The organism is Streptomyces sp. AC550_RSS872, from assembly GCF_019049285.1.
GTDB lineage: Bacteria > Actinomycetota > Actinomycetes > Streptomycetales > Streptomycetaceae > Streptomyces.
The window spans coordinates 1-15,811 of record NZ_JAGMUL010000026.1 but is presented as its reverse complement, the minus strand read 5'-3'; the positions used below and the strand labels follow the sequence as shown (position 1 = coordinate 15,811).

The following is a 15,811-nucleotide window of genomic DNA, read 5'->3' as shown; positions in this document are numbered from 1 at the left end:
CCCGCCCCCGCAGACAACCCACACCCCCACGGCGCTACCCGGCCTCGAGAACCTGCTCCCGCACCCGACTACAGCACCGGCTGATCAGCCGGGACACATGCATCTGCGAGATCCCCAGCTGCTCCGCGATCCGGCTCTGCGTCATGTCCCCGAAGAACCGCATGTACAGAATCGCCCGCTCACGCTCCGGCAGGGCCGCCAGCCGGGGCGCGACCGCCTCACGGTCCACGACCGTGTCCAGCGCGGGATCGGCGGAGCCCAGCGCGTCGCTCAGCGAGTACCCGTCGTCACTGCCGGGCAACTCCGCGTCCAGCGACAGCGCGGTGAAGCTCTCCAACGCCTCCAGTCCGACCTTGACGTCGGCCTCGCTCATGTCCGCGTGCGCGGCGATCTCGGCGACCGTGGGCCGGCGGCCGGAGACGGTCTGGAGGTCCTGGACGGCGAACCGGACACGGTTGCGCAGGTCCTGGACCCGGCGCGGCACATGCAGGGTCCACATGTGGTCGCGGAAGTGCCGCTTGATCTCGCCGGTGATGGTGGGCACGGCGTAGCTCTCGAAGGCGTTGCCGCGCTCGGGGTCGTAGCGGTCGACTGCCTTGACCAGGCCGAGGGCGGCGACCTGACGCAGGTCGTCGAAGCTCTCGCCGCGGCTGCGGAACCGCCCGGCGAGGCGGTCGGCCATGGGCAGCCAGGCCTCGACGATCCTCTCGCGGAGGGTGTCGCGCTGCTGGCCCTCGGGCAGCGTGGCGAGCCTGCGGAAGTCCTCGGCGGTGTCGGGGGCGTCGTCGTGCGGGTGGTGCTTCGCGCTCACTGAGGTGGGCATGATGCGCCACAACTCCCTTGGTTGCGCTCTGGCTTGGACGGTCACCGTGGGAGTGCGGGCGCGCACCGGAGCCGGGCACACCCGTGGCGGGGGATCCCCGCTCCCACGGACGTGCCTCCGGTCCGAAGCACTGTTCCTTCGCCTGCCCCCGCCCCCCGCCCGCAAACACCCGTTCAGGTTTTCCACCGGCGCGCAGGGTCACTCGGAGCGGAGCCACGCAGTCCCCCACGGACCCAGGAGGTCCCGCATGAGCACCAAGGTCGCCGACCACGTCCTGCAACGCCTGCGCGAGTGGGATGTGGAGCATGTCTTCGGCTATCCCGGCGACGGCATCAACGGCCTGCTCGCCGCGTGGGGCCGGGCCGACAACCAGCCTCGTTTCATCCAGTCCCGGCACGAGGAGATGTCCGCGTTCCAGGCGGTCGGTTACGCCAAGTTCAGCGGCCGTCTCGGGGTGTGCGCGGCGACGTCCGGACCCGGCGCGATCCACCTCCTGAACGGCCTGTACGACGCCAAACTCGACCACGTCCCCGTGCTGGCGATCGTCGGCCAGACGCATCGCACCGCGATGGGCGGCTCGTACCAGCAGGAGGTCGACCTGCACACGCTCTTCAAGGACGTCGCCTCGGACTTCGTGGAGACGGTGACGGTCCCCGAGCAGCTGCCGAACGTCCTGGACCGGGCGATCCGCACCGCGTACGCGCGCCGCGCGCCCACGGCGATCATCATCCCGGGCGACGTCCAGGAGCTCGACTACTCGCCGCCCACGCACGAGTTCAAGATGGTCCCCTCCAGCCTGGACCGCAGCAGCTGGACGGCGGTTCCCTCGGACGACTCGGTCCGCAGGGCGGCCGAGATCCTCAACGCCGGTGACAAGGTGGCCATCCTGGTCGGCCAGGGCGCGTCCGGCGCGCGGGCCGATGTGGAGCGGATCGCCGAGCTGCTGGGTGCCGGCGTGGCCAAGGCGCTGCTCGGCAAGGACGCCCTGAGCGACGAACTTCCGTATGTCACCGGCTCGATCGGGCTGCTGGGCACGCGCCCGTCGTACGAGCTCATGCGGGACTGCGACACGCTGCTGACCATCGGATCGTCCTTCCCGTACACGCAGTTCCTGCCGGACTTCGACAAGGCGCGGGGCGTGCAGATCGACATCGATCCGCACATGGTCGGGATGCGCTATCCGTACGAGGTGAATCTCGTCGGCGACGCGAAGGCGACGCTGGAGCGGCTGATCCCGCTGATCAGGTCCGAGGAGCGGGGCCGCGAGTGGTACGACACGGTGTGCGACAACGTGACGCGCTGGCGTGAGGTCATGGAGCGGCGGGCGAACCTGTCGGCCGACCCCATCAACCCGGAGTACGTCGCCCGCACCCTGGACCCGCTGCTCCCCGAGAACGCGATCGTGTCCTCCGACTCGGGTTCGGCGGCGAACTGGTACGCCCGCCATCTGACGATGCGGCCCGGCATGCGCTCGTCGCTGTCCGGGACGCTGGCGACGATGGGCTGCGGTGTGCCGTACGCGATCGGTGCCAAGTTCGCCCATCCGGACCGCCCGGCCATCGCGCTGGTCGGCGACGGCGCGATGCAGATGAACGGCCTGGCGGAGCTGATCACGGCGGCGAAGTACAAGGACCTGTGGGAGGACCCGCGGCTGGTCGTGGCCGTGTGGAACAACCACGACCTCAACCAGGTCACCTGGGAGATGCGCGCCATGGAGGGCGCCCCGTCCTTCCTGCCGTCCCAGCAGCTCCCGGACGTGCAGTACGCCGCGTTCGCCCGCTCCCTCGGTCTGACCGGCATCCGCGTCGAGAAGCCCGAGGACGTCGAGGCGGGCTGGCGCGCGGGCCTGGAGGCGGACGGCCCGGCGGTGATCGAGTTCCTCACCGACCCCGCCGTACCGCCGATCCCGCCGCACGCCACCTGGGAGCAGATGGAGGCCACGGCCTCGTCGATCCTGAAGGGGGACGCGGATCGCGGGTCGATGGTCAGGCAGGGGTTCAAGGCGAAGATGCAGGAGTTCCTGCCGGGGCGGGACAAGAACAAGAGGGGCGATGTTGAACGGCACTGAAGAGTTCAGTTGCGCAAGAAACAGTTCAGTGGTCAGTTCAGTAGCGCGATGAACTGTTCAGTGCCGTACCCACGTAGGCCGGGCAGTTGCGCCGACATCACCGAGGCGAGACAGCTGGGACTGGCCCAGTTCCCGGCCGAGGGCCCGTTTTCTGGAGATCCTCGCGGATGCCGGTGGGGCACACGGCTCTGCCGCCGCCATCGCCCTGTGCCCGACACCCGAAGTCAAAAAGGGGGATCAGAGCCGCTTGCCGCGGCCACCGTCGGTTTCCGGGAACGGTCACCCGTCCCGAACGTCCCCTGTCGCTCATGGCCCGCAAGTACCGGTCCAAGGTCATCACCCCGGTCGGGCCCCGAAGGTGCCTCCGGTTTCACCACCGAGCGCCCCGGCAGGTAGCCCCTGGTCGCACGGTTCGGCGGTATTCCGCTGCGACGGCAGAGGACCGCTCCGATCATCGACAAGTCCACGACCGGAACGGCCCCCGGCGAATAGAGCTGGTCTCCAGACTCCTCGCCGGTCGCTGCGACATCTGCGGCTCGACGGACGGCATCACCGTCCACCACGCACGCAGCGTCGCAGACCTGTCCGAACACAGTCAGCCCCGCCCGGCATGAGTGACGGCGATGCTCGGGAATCGACGCAAGTCCCTCGTGACCTGCCAGTCCTGCCACGCCTCCATCCACGCCGACGGCTGACGGAGAAACACGAAGATCGCTGGAGAGCCGCCTGCGGTGAAAGCCGCACGGGCGGTTCGGGCCGGGGGCCACTTGAAAAGGAACCGCGCTCTGCGCGGACACCTCGCCGGTAGCCCACCGGTACTCCGCTGATGGGATTCGTCGACCACGGCCGGGGCGGGTCCGGGGAGCCGGTGGCCGAGCTGCTGCGGCCCGGGAACGCGGGCAGCAACATCACCGCCGACCACATCGAAGCAGCCCGCCCCGCCCTGTAGCAGCTGCCGAAGAAGTACCGACGCCGACAGCATCAGTGTGGGCCGACGCGTTCCTCCTGTTCCTCTGTGAGGTCGGGTCGTGGGAGCGGAGTTGAGGGCGGGACCGGGGACGGCCCGACCGTTGAGGTGATCCACCGGCGCCGTCACTCGAACTCCTGCACGACATTCCGGTCGTTGGGGTGATGCCACCCACCGCGTGTCCTGCTCACAGTGCCGAGATGGCCCGATCCCGGTCGGCCGGCGCTCGACGGGTGACGGCGGCGGTGGGGGCCGGCCGGTCGCCCGCGTGCACGACACCCGGGTGGCCTCGCTGTGGAGGAGGTCACGGTCACGGTGTTCGGAACCGCGTTCTCACACATCGACACACCGGCAGGCGCACTACGGCATGGTGCCCTTGCAGCTCGGGCATCGGACACGTCTTTCCCGACATCTTTCCCGCGTGGGCAGCTCCGAGCTCGACTGCATGCCGAAAGGGAGCGGTGTGGAGATGCGACTCAGGCAACTCCGGTGATCTTGAATGCAGCCCAGAACAGCGGGTTGTCGGCGGCCTGTTGGTCAAGGTGGCCTCGCCACTCGCAATCCGTCGCCGCGGCAGGGGCAGCGCAGGAGTGGACCGTCAGTGTCGTGCTGCACCGGGGCCGCGACCTGCCTGGTCGTAGCCCCCGGTGTCGGGTTTTTGCCGACGGCGTTTCAGCCGCCCGTACCGAGAAGAGGTGCGCCGGGATCCGGGATCTGGCGACCCTGGGCGTTGCCCTGCGTCGCGGTGCGCCGTCCCGAGCGACGGCGGTGCTGCATCATGACCTCGAGCAGGGCCTGCCGATCACGCCGCGTCAACTGCTCGATGATCCGCTCGTGCTCCTCGGTGCGCTGTATCCGCGCGTCGCTGGTCATCATCTCGGCGACGACGAACGGCTGCGCGAGCCGCCACAGACGTTCCAGCTCGTCGATCATGATTTTGAGCGGCGAGAGGGTGAAGATCGTGAAGTGGAACTGCCGGTTCAGGGCGAAGGTCTCGGTGGTGTCGTAGTCCCCGGCGATGGCCAGCATCCGGCCGTTGAGCGCTCGGAGCTGCCCAAGCACCTCGGCGTCCGGCCACTCGATCGTCTCGAGGACCTCGTTCTCGATGATTTCCAACAGCCGGGCCAACTGTGCCAGTTCGGCCGGACTGCGCTTGGCGACGAAGAACCCCCGATGCTTGAGATGCACCAGGACCCGCTGCTCGGCCAGGGCGTGCAGCGCCTCCCGCACCGGCACCCGGCTCACCCCGAGCGTCTCCGCGAGGTCTTCCTGGCGCAACTGCTCCCCCGGCCCGAGATCGCCGCTGCTGATCCTGCCGACGATCATGTCGATGACTCGGTCGACGGCCGCGCCGGGCCTCTTCTTCCGTGGGGTGTCGCCGATCTCGGCCATCGACTCTATCCCCAATCCGAATCCAAGTTCGCATGCAAAATCTCCCAGCAGGTTAACAGAGCGGCACCCCGAGCCCGGCGCGGGGCGACGACCATGCAGGCCCCCGCGAAGTCGGATGCCCGGGTGCTGCTACGCCACAAACCAAGATCACCTCACGACTTACGTCGGGTGCGGTAGTGGCCGGCCTGGGCTTGACGGGTAGGCGCCCGGCGGCGCCAGTGGAGGACGAGCCAGGCATGGCGCTGCGGGCAGAGGTGGGGGACTGCGCGAGATGCTCGCGAACGACGAGTTGGCACGACGCCGGTAGTAGAAGCTGGTCGACCGGCTTGAGTCACTGATGCAAGCCGTTCTGAAGGCGGAGGTCCGAGGGCTACTACGGCGTGCCGCGAGGGAGGCGGGACGGCGTCTCGGCTGGCTGGGGGCGGCGGACGGCGGTACGGCCGGTCCCGGAGCAGGGCTGTCGCAGACAAGGGCTCGGCGCCGCTCCGTATGGGGCGGCGCCGAGAACAGCGGCAACGAGGCTGGTGCGGTCGGACGGGGCAGTACGCGCTGGGGGGCTTACCGGCCCCGGTGCCGGCGGTTGGGTGGTGCGTGGGAGCCGGCAGGAGGGCTTGTCGCCGCGTCGTCGTTCGGCGGCCGCAGACGGCCACTTCGAGGCGGTTACCTCGATGTAGGTGGAGCCGATGACGTGGCGGTGGCCGTAGGTGCCGGTCACGGCGGCGCTGCCTTCGTAGCGGGGCCCGCCGGCCACCAGTTCCTGGTCCTCGGCGTCGACGGTGACGTTCAGGTTGGCGTGCTCGCCCGGGATGGTGACCTTCCAGCGCGTGGCGAGTGTGCCGGCGGAAGGCCGGGTGGCATCGAGCGTGGGGGGGGCGCGGATCGCGAGGGTGCGGGCCTCCTCGTCCTTTGAGGCACGGTCTGCCACCGGGCGAACGCGGGGGGATTGGCTGTGGCCGAGACCCTAGCCGCAGTACATCCCAAGAGGAACCCAAAATTGCAGGCAATGCACTCCGTAGTTGAACGTTACGTAAAGTAATAACATTGCAGGGGGTTTTGCATTCAATTTTTGCATGCAATTATCGATGGCGCCTGGGAGGACTCAGGCGACCCGCCGGTCCGACGGCAAGGAGGCCGCGTGACTGACAACTTGATTCGAGCCGCCGCTGCGGACGAGGAGACTCCCGTTCTCATCGTGGGCGGCGGCCCCGCAGGACTGACGACGGCCCTGGAGCTGGCCCGCCGCGGCGTGCACGGCATGGTCATCGACCGCCGTGACTTCACCACCCACTTCCCGCGGGCCCATCTACTCAACGTCCGCACCATGGAAACCTTTCACGACGTCGGCATCGCCGACCGGATCTACGCGGAGGGGCCCCCGGAGGACCAGTGGCACCGCGTGGCCTGGTACACGAGCCTGGCGGGGCCCACCCCGCTGCACGGCCGCCGAATCGGCTGCCTCCCCGCGTGGGGCGGTGGCGCCGACAGGGAACGCTACGCCGACGCCAGCCCCCGGCGGTTCGGCAACCTTCCCCAGCTCAGAGTGGACACGCTGCTCTGGGAACAGGCCCACAAGGCATGGCCCGGCGGGATCCGTCCTCGTACGGAGCTGATCGGCCTGGACGTCGACGACACCGGCGCCCTCGCGACGGTCCGCGACCTGGACGCCGACCGCACTTACCGCATCCGCGCCCGTTACGTGGTCGCGGCCGACGGCGGCCGTACCTGCGCGGGGCTCCTGGGCGTCCAGGTGTCCGGGCCGCGCGCCCTGCTCGACCTCGTGAGCGTGTTCTTCTCCGCAGACCTCAGCGAGTACGCCGACCCCGAGGCCCTGCTGACCTACCTGATCCAGCCGCAGGGCGAGGGCAACCCCGTAGGAGTCCTCCTCGCCCTGGGACCGGACCAGTGGGGTGCGCGCTCGCCGCAGTGGTCCATGGGGATGCACATGCACCCCGACGACCCGATCGGCCGCGACGCCGAGGCGCTGACCCAGCGGGTGCGCGACCTCATCGGACTGCCCGACCTGGAGATGCGGGTCCACGCGATCAGCCACTGGCAGTACGAGGGTGTGGTGGCCGACCGCTTCAGGATCGGTCCCGTGTTCCTCGCGGGCGACGCCGCACACCGGCACCCGCCGACCGGCGGGCTGGGCCTGAACACCGCGGTCGGCGACGCCACCAACCTGGGCTGGAAGCTGGCGGCGGTCCTCAAGGGCCAGGCGGGCGACGAACTGCTCGACAGCTACGAACCCGAGCGTCGGCAGATCGCCATCCGCAATGTCGAGCACTCTCTGCGCAACGCCGGACGCCACGGGCCGATCGGTTCGGCGATGGGCCTGCGCAAGGGCCTCTCGGTCGACGAGGGCTGGTCCGAGATCGCGGTCTGGGCGAGCGACACCGAGGAGGGCGCCCGGCGACGGGCCGCCGCGGACGCCGCCGTCGCCCACAACGCCGAGGACTACAGCCAGCTCAACATCGAGGCGGGCTTCACCTACCGGACCGGTGCGCTGGTCTCCGACGGGACCCCGCCGGCGGAGGACACGGCCACCGGCTTCACCTCCAATGCCCGACCGGGGCACCACGTCCCCCACGTCTGGCTGCGCGCAGCGGACGGCTGGACCGTATCCAGCTCGGACCTCGTCGCCGTAGAAGGGTTCACACTCTTCACCGACGGCGCCCCCGGCTGCCCGTGGCACGAGGCCGCCCGCACCGTCGCCTGGGCGACGGGACACCCGATCACCGTCGTCGGAGTCGGAGTGGGCGACGGCGGCGATTACGCCGATCCCGGCGGCCGGTGGCACACCGTCTGCGGGCTCGAAGCGGGCGGGGCGCTGCTGGTCCGTCCGGACCGGCACGTCGCCTGGCGTTCCGCCACAGCGCCCGCCGACCCCGCTGCCGACCTCGAAGGCGTCGTGCACACGCTGCTGCACCGGTCACCCGAACTCCCCGAGGGCGACCCGCTCGCCGGGCTGAAGGGCATCGCCGAGGCCGGCGAGGCCGTACGCGTCGGTCACTCCCGTGAGGCCAGGCTGTTCACCGTCGTCGAGGACTGATCCCTACCACCCACACACACCACCGAGACCGAATGGAAAGAAGAAATGGCTGAGATCGTGTTCGGGGCCGGGACCTCCCACAGCCCACTGCTGGCAGCCCCGCCCAGCCTCTGGGCGGAGCGGGCCGACCAGGACCGCGACAACCCGGAGCTCTACGACCGCACCGGCGTGATCCGCAGCTTCGACGACCTCGCCGCCCGGGCGGGGAACACGTTCGACGCGCGCCGGGTGATGGAGGTGTGGCAGGAGAACTGGAAGAGCTGCCAGACGGCGCTCGACCGGCTCCGCGAGGACTTCCGTCGGGTCGCCCCCGACGTGGTGCTTGTGATCGGCGATGACCAGCGCGAGCTGTTCGACTCCACCAACCAGCCCGCCATGGCGCTGTCCGCCGCCGCCGAGATGAAGACGGGCGTCATCGACGACCACGACTCGGCGTTCCTCAAAGAGATCGCCATGGCCTACCTGATGAACGAGGAGTTCACCTTCGCCGGGCACGCGGCCCTGGCCGAGGACCTCGTCCGGGGCCTCATGGACCAGGGCATCGACATCGGCTGGATGAGCAACGCGCCCGCGGGCAAGGGCTTCGGCCACGCCTACGGCTTCCCTATTTACCAGTTCCTGCGGCCCGACCCGGTCCCGGTGATCCCCTTCATGCTCAACACCTACTACCCGCCGAACCAGCCGAGCCCGAAGCGCTGCTTCGAACTCGGCCGGGCGCTGCGCGCCGCGGCCGCCGCCTCGCCGGTCGACGCCCGCATCGCCATCCTGGCCTCCGGCGGCCTCTCCCACTTCGTCGTCGACGAGGGCCTGGACCGCAAGGTGCTCGACGCCATCCACGCCAAGGACTCCGACGTCCTGTGCTCCCTCCCCACGAACCTGCTCAACAGCGGTTCGTCGGAAATCCGCAACTGGATCACCGCGGCAGGCGCCATGGAGGGACATGACGTCGAGTGGTCCGAGTACGTGCCCATCATCCGTTCCGCCGCAGGCACTGGCTGCGGTATGGCCTTCCTGTCCTGGAAGTGAGAAACGACGGGCCCGGTCGCCCGGAAGGAGTCACATCATGGCCCGACGCTCCATTGAGGTCCCCGGCCTGCACCACGGCGGGCTGCCCATCCCGCAGGCGTGCGTCGTGGGCAACCTGCTGGTCTCCAGCGGCATCTCGCCCCTCGACCCGGACAGCGGCGCCGTGCCGCCCGGTACCGAGGAGCAGGTCGCGCTGGTGTTCGCCAACGTGCGGCGCGTGCTCGAAGCCGCCGGCGGGTCCCCGGCGGATGTCGCCAAGTGCACGGTGTTCGTCCGCGACAAGTCCATCCGTCCGGTGATCGACAAGCACTGGGTGGAGATGTTCCCCGACGAGCACAGCAGGCCTGCCCGCCACACCCTCCGTATCGACCTGCCCGACCCGCTCCAGATCCAGCTCGAAATCACCGCCGTGCTGGGAGAAGGCTGACCACTCATGATCATCGACGCACACGCCCACCTTGTCGCCCCCGACACGCTCTACGCCTACCGGGCCCTGCTGCTCGCCAACGGCGGTTACCACTCCGGCAGCCCGCGGATCTCCGACGACTCCTTGGCCGAGGCCGCCGCGGGCAACGTGGCGATCATGGACAAGGTCGGGACCGACTTCCAGCTGCTCTCGCCGCGCCCTTTCCACCTGGGCAGCTCCATGCAGCCCAGCAGGATGCTGGAGCCGTGGATCAGGGCGAACAACGACACCATCGCCCGCACCGTCGCGCTGCATCCCACCCGGTTCGCCGGGGTCGGCGCGCTGCCGCTGTCGCCCGACGAGCCGGTCTCCGCCGCCTTCGCCGAGGTGGACCGGCTGGTCGAGGCCGGCTTCGTGGGCGTACTCATCAACCCCGACCTGCACGAGGGCCGCGGCGCCACCCCCACCCTCGGCGACCGCTACTGGTACCCGCTGTGGGAGCGCCTCGTCGAGCACGACCTGCCGATCCACATCCACTCGGCGGGCTGCTACTCCGAGCGCGAGACGTACTCCGAGCACTTCGTGACGGAGGAGTCCATCGCCGTCCTCTCCATGCTGCGCAGCGAAGTCTTCACCGACTTCCCGTCGCTGCGGGTGATGATCTCGCACGGCGGCGGCTCGGTGCCCTACCAGATCGGGCGCTGGCAGGCAGAGACGCTGCACCCCGGGCTCGGCGGGTCCCCCGACAGTGAGCGGTTCGAGGTGTCGCTGCGCCGGTTCTGGTTCGACAGTGTGCTGCACTACCCGCCGTCCCTGGAGCTGCTGCTGCGTCTGGTCGGCTCCGACCGGGTGCTGTTCGGCACGGAGAAGCCGGGCAGCGGCAGCGCGCCGAACCCGGAGACCGGGCGGGACTTCGACGACATCAGGCCGGTCATCGAGGGCTTCGGCTTCCTGACCGACGCCGACCGGCAGGCCGTGTTCGAGGACAACGCGCTGACGGTGTTCCCGGCCCTGAAGAAGCACCTCGCGTCATGAGCACCCCGATCGAGCGGCTGCGCGCGTTGGACACCTGCGCCGTCTCCGACGCCCTCGACCGCCACGGCATCAGCGGCGTGCTGCCCGGCCTGCGTCCGCTGGCGGCCGACCGTGCCTTCGCGGGCCGGGCCGTCACGGTACGCCTCGGCCCGCCCGCCCAGGACGCCGGCACCGCCACTCCCGGTGACGGCCTGCCGAAGCGTCACCTCGGCACGGCCGCGGTCGACGCGTCCGGCCGCGACGACGTGGTGGTCGTGGCCCACCAGGGCCGCACCGATTGCGCGGGCTGGGGCGGTCTGCTCTCCCGCGCCGCCGCCGAACGCGGGATCGAGGGCGTCGTCGTGCACGGCGCCGCGCGCGACCTCGCCGAGGCGGCGGCCGCGGGCCTGCCCGTGCACGCCGTCACTCCGACCCCCGTGACGGCCCGTGGCCGCGCCGTCGAGCACGCCTGGAACGAACCCGTCGAGATCGGCGAGGTCACCGTCGCACCCGGCGACCTGGTCCTAGCCGACTCCGGCGGCGTGGTCGTCGTACCCGCCGACCGGATCGACGAGGTGCTCGCGACCGCGGAGCGGATCGCAGCGACCGAAGCGGCCATGGCAAAGGCGATCGAGGCGGGCACGCCGGTGTCCGTCGTCATGGGCAAGACCTACGAGGAGTTGACCGATGCTGACGACTGACCCCGCCGCCGGCCGGACGGCCGCCGACCAGGACGCCCTGCGCCGGTCACGGCTCGCCGCGCTGTCCACCTCGGGGGTCTCCGATGCCCTCGACAAGCTCGGCATCCCCGGGCAGGCGCTGGGCATCGCCCCGCTGGACCGGACCTTCCGCCTCGTCGGGCGGGCCTGGACTCTGCGGTACGGGCCCGTCGGCGAGGACCGGGGCACGGTCGGCGACTACATCGACGACCTGGGCGAGGGCGACGTCGTCGTCCTGGACAACCAGGGGCGCCTCGACGCCACCGTCTGGGGCGACCTGCTCACCACTACCGCGCACGGCCGCCACGTCGCGGGCACGGTGATCGACGGGGTCTGCCGCGATGTCGACCGCAGCCTCACCCTCGGCTACCCGATCTTCTCCCGCGGCAACTGGATGCGCACAGGAAAGGACCGGGTACGCGTCGAGGCCGTCCAGGTGCCGGTCTCCGTGGGCGGCATCCGGGTCGAGCCAGGCGACCTGCTGCTCGGCGACGGCGACGGACTGGTCGCCATCCCCGCGGCCCGCGCCGACGAGGTGCTGGACGCGGCCGAGGAGATCGAGCGGGCCGAGCAGGCCATCCGCGAGGCCGTCGAGGCCGGCAGCTCGCTGCGCGACGCGCGGACCCGCTTCCGCTACCACGACCTCCAGCACCACGAGGGAGGAACCCGATGACCGTGAGCACCGTCCCGCTCACCTCGGCCACCGTCCACGAGGCCGCGGGCCGTGTCGGCGCGCTGCCCTCGTCGATCAGGCCGCTGGACCCGGGGATGCGCCTGGAGGCGGCCGCATTCCCCGTCCGCGCGGTGCCGGGGGACAACCTCTGGTTCCACCGCGCGGTCTACGCCGCAGCACCCGGCGAGGTCCTCGTCGTCGACACCGGCGGCGGCCACGAGTACGGCTACTGGGGCGAGATCCTCGCCGAGGCCGCCATCGCGCGCGGCCTGGCGGGCCTCGTCATCGACGGCGGGGTACGCGACTCGGCCCGGCTGATCGAGATGGGCTGGCCGGTCTTCGCCGAGCGGGTCTGTATCCAGGGCACCGGCAAGGACCCCGACGGGCCGGGCGCGCTCGGCGAGCCGATCCAGATCGGCGGCCGGCGGATCGGCCGCGGCGACCTGATCGTTGCGGACGCCGACGGGGTGGTCTGTATCCCCAAGGCCCGGATCGACGAGGTGCGCAAACTGTCCGCCGAACGTGAGGCGGCCGAGGCCGGCTACATCGAACGGCTGCGGGCCGGCGAGTCCACGATCGACATCTACCGGCTCCCCTGACACCACCGTCCTGTCCCGACCGCCCGTCGGTTTCAGCATGAGACGACCCACGATGTGCACGACCAAGCAGAAAGACGAAGGCATGAACATGGCTACTGCGAAGAAGGGGCGCACGTGTCCTCAGGGCCCGCTCGGCATGGCGACGCGCCCGACCCGGTGGTTGCGCGGATGATGGGTGCAGACGCCGTTCGTGCGCATGGCGGGCCGTGGTCAGTCCTCGCCGCGATCGCCGCGGTCGCGGTCATCCTCGACGTGGGACGGTTCCTACCGACGATCGCGAGGATGGCGCGACCACGGTGGGGCTGGCCGAAACCCTCCACACGCCCGGATCCCATTTCCCAGGTCTACGGCCGATACCTCGGTCAGGAGCTGTCGCTGGACATCTACCTCCCGCGATCAGGTTCCTCGCACCAGACGCCGCTCGTCATCTTCTTCCACGGAGGCGGGTGGAGGATGGGTAATAAGAAGCTGATCGAGCCAGGAGTTTTCCGCCTGCTCGACCACGGATTCGCAGTCGCAAGCGTCGACTACTCGCTTTCAAGCGAGGCTGTCTGGCCCGAGCAGGGGTTCCAGATCAAAGGCGCCGTCCGGTGGTTGCGGGCGCATGCGACGGAGTTCGGCTTCGACCCGGACGCCTTCTTCGCCTTCGGTGGATCCGCCGGCGGCCACCTCGCAGCCATGCTCGCAACGACGAACGGAGTGGCGCGATTCGAGGACGCGCGCTACGGCAATATGGACGTCTCCAGTGCGATCCAGCGGGCAGTGCTCTGGTACGCCCCCACGGACTTGCTGCTGCGAGCGAGGTTCTCGCTGCTGCGTCTCGTTTTCTTCGACGGGCATCCCCGCTCGCCTCTCAGTTCGTGCGCCAGGCTCATCGGCGGGGCGCCGGCTCGACGTCGCGATATCGCCCGTGACGCCAGTCCGGTCCACTGGGCCCGAGCAGACACGACGGTCCCGTGTCTGCTGATGCACGGGACCAAGGATGTCGTCGTCCCGTACGAGCACAGCGTCGCCTTCGCCGCCAAGCTCGACGCGATCGGAGTTGATCACCGGTTCACCGTGTTCGACGGGTATCGCCACGTCGACCTCCGGTTCAACCAGGCCGCGACGATGGACGACGTCATCGAGTTCTTGCGAGGCGACAGTCAATGCTCGAATGCGCGGACCAGCTCCTCGAAATGACGCCGGCACGGGACTCCGTCGCGTATAGGGTGCGCCCGAGAGCGGATGATCCAACGGGGGCTCCGGCGCGATGCGTTCACCGTCGTGGGGGTGCGCCGGTCCCCGCGCACGCGCTCGGCGGCATCACGGCCCGCGCACTTCCCGCCTCCACCCCGCGACCGCCGACGCCCCCGACTCGGGCACCATCTACACCATTGAGCGCGCCGTCCGGACGGCGGGCTGGTGATCCGCTACGAGCGCCCGGACGAGGTATGGACCGGTCAAGGTCTGCGTCCCGCGAGGGTTCGCGCCTCCTGCACCGTGCGCGCCGAGGACCCCTTCGTCCAGTCCTACGACGCAGGTACCTCGACAAACGCCACTGGATCTCACTGGCGCCGGGCCCCGGCATCACCGAGCGGCTGATCACCGACGCGGTCGGGGATTCCTACGACCTGGCCGCCGAGCAGTTGCCGAGAGGCGACCGCCCCAGAGCCCGATGAACGCCGCGAGATTCCTGCGGGGCCGCCCGGGTTGGGAAGACCACCATCGCCCGACTCCTCACCGACGGCCGCGACATGGCATTCGTGAGCGGCAAAGGCAGCCAACGCCGTTTGGACAGGGCTGCCGCCGGTCTGGGGAACCTCAGCGTGCTCGAGGGAAAAGCCGTTCGACAGCGGTCACCACCGCGGCGCGGCGGGCGGCGGTGGTGGGGTCCACGGCGTGTGCGGCGGCGGCCTCGCTGAGTTCGGGTTGTGACGCCCAGGTCATGGCGATCTGGTTGACGAGGGCGAGGACATCGGCCGGGTCCCAGGCGGGGTCGAGTTGTCCGGCCTGCTGCACCCGGCGGAGCTGGTCGATTTTGCGGGCGATCACTGCCTGGGAGGGATCGTCGGCGACGGCTCTGGTGCCCGGCAGTTCGAGGCGGCCCCAGGTGATCAGGCGGTGGTGGTCCGGTCGGGCGACGAAGTAGTCGAACAGGCGGCCCGCGTAGCCAGGCAGGTCGGACGGGTCCATCTGGGTGGCCTCGGCGATGACGACGTACTCCCGTGCAGCGACAGCGGCATAGAGCGCGTCTTTGCTGCGGAAGTAGGCGTAGACGCGTTCTTTGCTGGTCCTGGCGAGCTTGGCGATGCGGTCCACGCGCGCGCCGGCGATGCCGTGGCGGGCGAACTCCTCCATGGCAGCGGTGAGGATGCGCTCGCGCGTGGTGTCACCGCCCGCGGCGGCTCCTGCGAGTGCTGCGGTCTGGCCGGAATCGCGGGACTGGGACATAGCCCCAGGATAGAGCACCGAACCGTTTGGTTTGGCATCCGGGCGGTCGGCGCGTAGGATCAAACAGAACAGTTCGGTTTGGCCTCTGCGGGTGAAGCCGGCGAAAAACACTGAGGGAGTGAACTCATGCAGCACCGCAATCTGGGTTCTCAGGGTCTGCGCGTCTCGGCACTCGGCCTGGGGATCATGGGCATGTCCATGGCCTACGGCGCCTCGAAGGACGACGAGGGCATCGCGACCATCCGCCGCGCCCACGAACTCGGGATCGACTTCTTCGACACCGCCGAGCTGTACGGCGCCGGTACCGGCAGCAACGAGATCCTCCTGGGCAAGGCAGTCCGCGACTTCCGCAACGAGGTGGTCCTCGCCACCAAGTTCGGCTTCGACATGACGGCCCAGCCGCCGGGCTCCGGCTTCGACAGCCGCCCGGAGAACATCCGCAAGGTCGCCGAGAACAGCCTGCGCTACCTCCAGAGCGACCACATCGACCTCTTCTACCAGCACATCTCCGACCCCGACGTTCCGGTCGAGGAGGTCGCCGGCATGGTCGGCGAACTGATCGCCGAGGGCAAGGTGAAGTACTTCGGCCTGAGCAACGTCGGCCCCCAGTACATCCGCCGCGCCCACGCCGTCACCCCGGTC

At 69.9% G+C, this 15,811-nt stretch carries 15 protein-coding genes; 11 read left to right on the top strand and 4 right to left on the bottom strand.

Annotated elements, in window-relative coordinates:
* Window positions 1-34 precede the first annotated feature (34 nt).
* The gene (locus tag KUM44_RS11820) at window positions 35-823 is read right to left on the bottom strand and encodes an RNA polymerase sigma factor SigF (RefSeq protein WP_217207777.1); all 789 of its coding nucleotides are present in this window, start codon (window positions 821-823) and stop codon (window positions 35-37) included.
* Window positions 824-1,070: 247 nt separating this feature from the next.
* On the opposite strand from KUM44_RS11820, the gene KUM44_RS11815 reads away from it, so the two are divergent.
* Together KUM44_RS11815 and KUM44_RS46755 are read left to right on the top strand one after the other, a co-directional pair.
* Complete coding sequence (locus KUM44_RS11815) at window positions 1,071-2,891, top strand: thiamine pyrophosphate-requiring protein (protein WP_217207776.1); 1,821 nt, start codon at window positions 1,071-1,073, stop codon at window positions 2,889-2,891.
* Between the two features lie 826 nt (window positions 2,892-3,717).
* Window positions 3,718-3,840, top strand: coding sequence for a hypothetical protein (locus KUM44_RS46755; RefSeq protein ID WP_302185990.1), 123 nt, complete (start codon window positions 3,718-3,720; stop codon window positions 3,838-3,840).
* A 690-nt stretch (window positions 3,841-4,530) separates the two neighbouring features.
* On the opposite strand, the gene KUM44_RS11810 is transcribed toward KUM44_RS46755, so the two are convergent.
* Window positions 4,531-5,250 (bottom strand): GntR family transcriptional regulator, encoded by a 720-nt coding sequence (locus tag KUM44_RS11810; RefSeq protein WP_217207775.1) that lies wholly within the window; start codon window positions 5,248-5,250, stop codon window positions 4,531-4,533.
* Between the two features lie 373 nt (window positions 5,251-5,623).
* Entirely contained in the window at window positions 5,624-6,175 is a 552-nt protein-coding gene (locus KUM44_RS11805) for a lipocalin family protein (protein ID WP_217207774.1), read from the bottom strand.
* Window positions 6,176-6,385: 210 nt separating this feature from the next.
* On the opposite strand from KUM44_RS11805, the gene KUM44_RS11800 reads away from it, so the two are divergent.
* The 8 genes from KUM44_RS11800 (at window position 6,386) to KUM44_RS11765 (ending at window position 13,918) form a co-directional block, all read left to right on the top strand.
* Window positions 6,386-8,299 (top strand): FAD-dependent monooxygenase, encoded by a 1,914-nt coding sequence (locus tag KUM44_RS11800; protein WP_217207773.1) that lies wholly within the window; start codon window positions 6,386-6,388, stop codon window positions 8,297-8,299.
* 45 nt (window positions 8,300-8,344) lie between these two features.
* A complete protein-coding gene (locus KUM44_RS11795; RefSeq protein WP_217207772.1) occupies window positions 8,345-9,325 on the top strand; it encodes a hypothetical protein in 981 nt (326 codons plus the stop codon).
* A gap of 37 nt (window positions 9,326-9,362) precedes the next feature.
* Entirely contained in the window at window positions 9,363-9,752 is a 390-nt protein-coding gene (locus KUM44_RS11790; RefSeq protein ID WP_217207771.1) for a RidA family protein, read from the top strand.
* Between the two features lie 6 nt (window positions 9,753-9,758).
* Entirely contained in the window at window positions 9,759-10,766 is a 1,008-nt protein-coding gene (locus tag KUM44_RS11785) for an amidohydrolase family protein (protein ID WP_217207770.1), read from the top strand.
* The gene (locus KUM44_RS11780) at window positions 10,763-11,446 is read left to right on the top strand and encodes an RraA family protein (RefSeq protein ID WP_217207769.1); all 684 of its coding nucleotides are present in this window, start codon (window positions 10,763-10,765) and stop codon (window positions 11,444-11,446) included. Before KUM44_RS11785 ends, KUM44_RS11780 begins: the two co-directional genes overlap by 4 nt.
* Window positions 11,433-12,137 carry an RraA family protein gene (locus tag KUM44_RS11775; RefSeq protein WP_217207768.1) on the top strand — a complete coding sequence of 235 codons (705 nt, stop codon included), beginning with the start codon at window positions 11,433-11,435 and terminating at the stop codon, window positions 12,135-12,137. Before KUM44_RS11780 ends, KUM44_RS11775 begins: the two co-directional genes overlap by 14 nt.
* A complete protein-coding gene (locus KUM44_RS11770) occupies window positions 12,134-12,736 on the top strand; it encodes an RraA family protein (protein WP_217207767.1) in 603 nt (200 codons plus the stop codon). The genes KUM44_RS11775 and KUM44_RS11770 overlap by 4 nt, the downstream gene beginning before the upstream one ends.
* Window positions 12,737-12,850: 114 nt before the next feature.
* Complete coding sequence (locus KUM44_RS11765) at window positions 12,851-13,918, top strand: alpha/beta hydrolase (RefSeq protein ID WP_217207766.1); 1,068 nt, start codon at window positions 12,851-12,853, stop codon at window positions 13,916-13,918.
* A gap of 621 nt (window positions 13,919-14,539) precedes the next feature.
* Here KUM44_RS11765 and KUM44_RS11760 read toward each other — a convergent pair.
* Window positions 14,540-15,169 carry a TetR family transcriptional regulator gene (locus KUM44_RS11760; protein ID WP_217207765.1) on the bottom strand — a complete coding sequence of 210 codons (630 nt, stop codon included), beginning with the start codon at window positions 15,167-15,169 and terminating at the stop codon, window positions 14,540-14,542.
* A 126-nt stretch (window positions 15,170-15,295) separates the two neighbouring features.
* Between KUM44_RS11760 and KUM44_RS11755 the strand changes: the two genes are divergently transcribed.
* Window positions 15,296-15,811: aldo/keto reductase (locus KUM44_RS11755; protein ID WP_217207764.1), on the top strand; the 516-nt coding region annotated here is incomplete at its 3' end.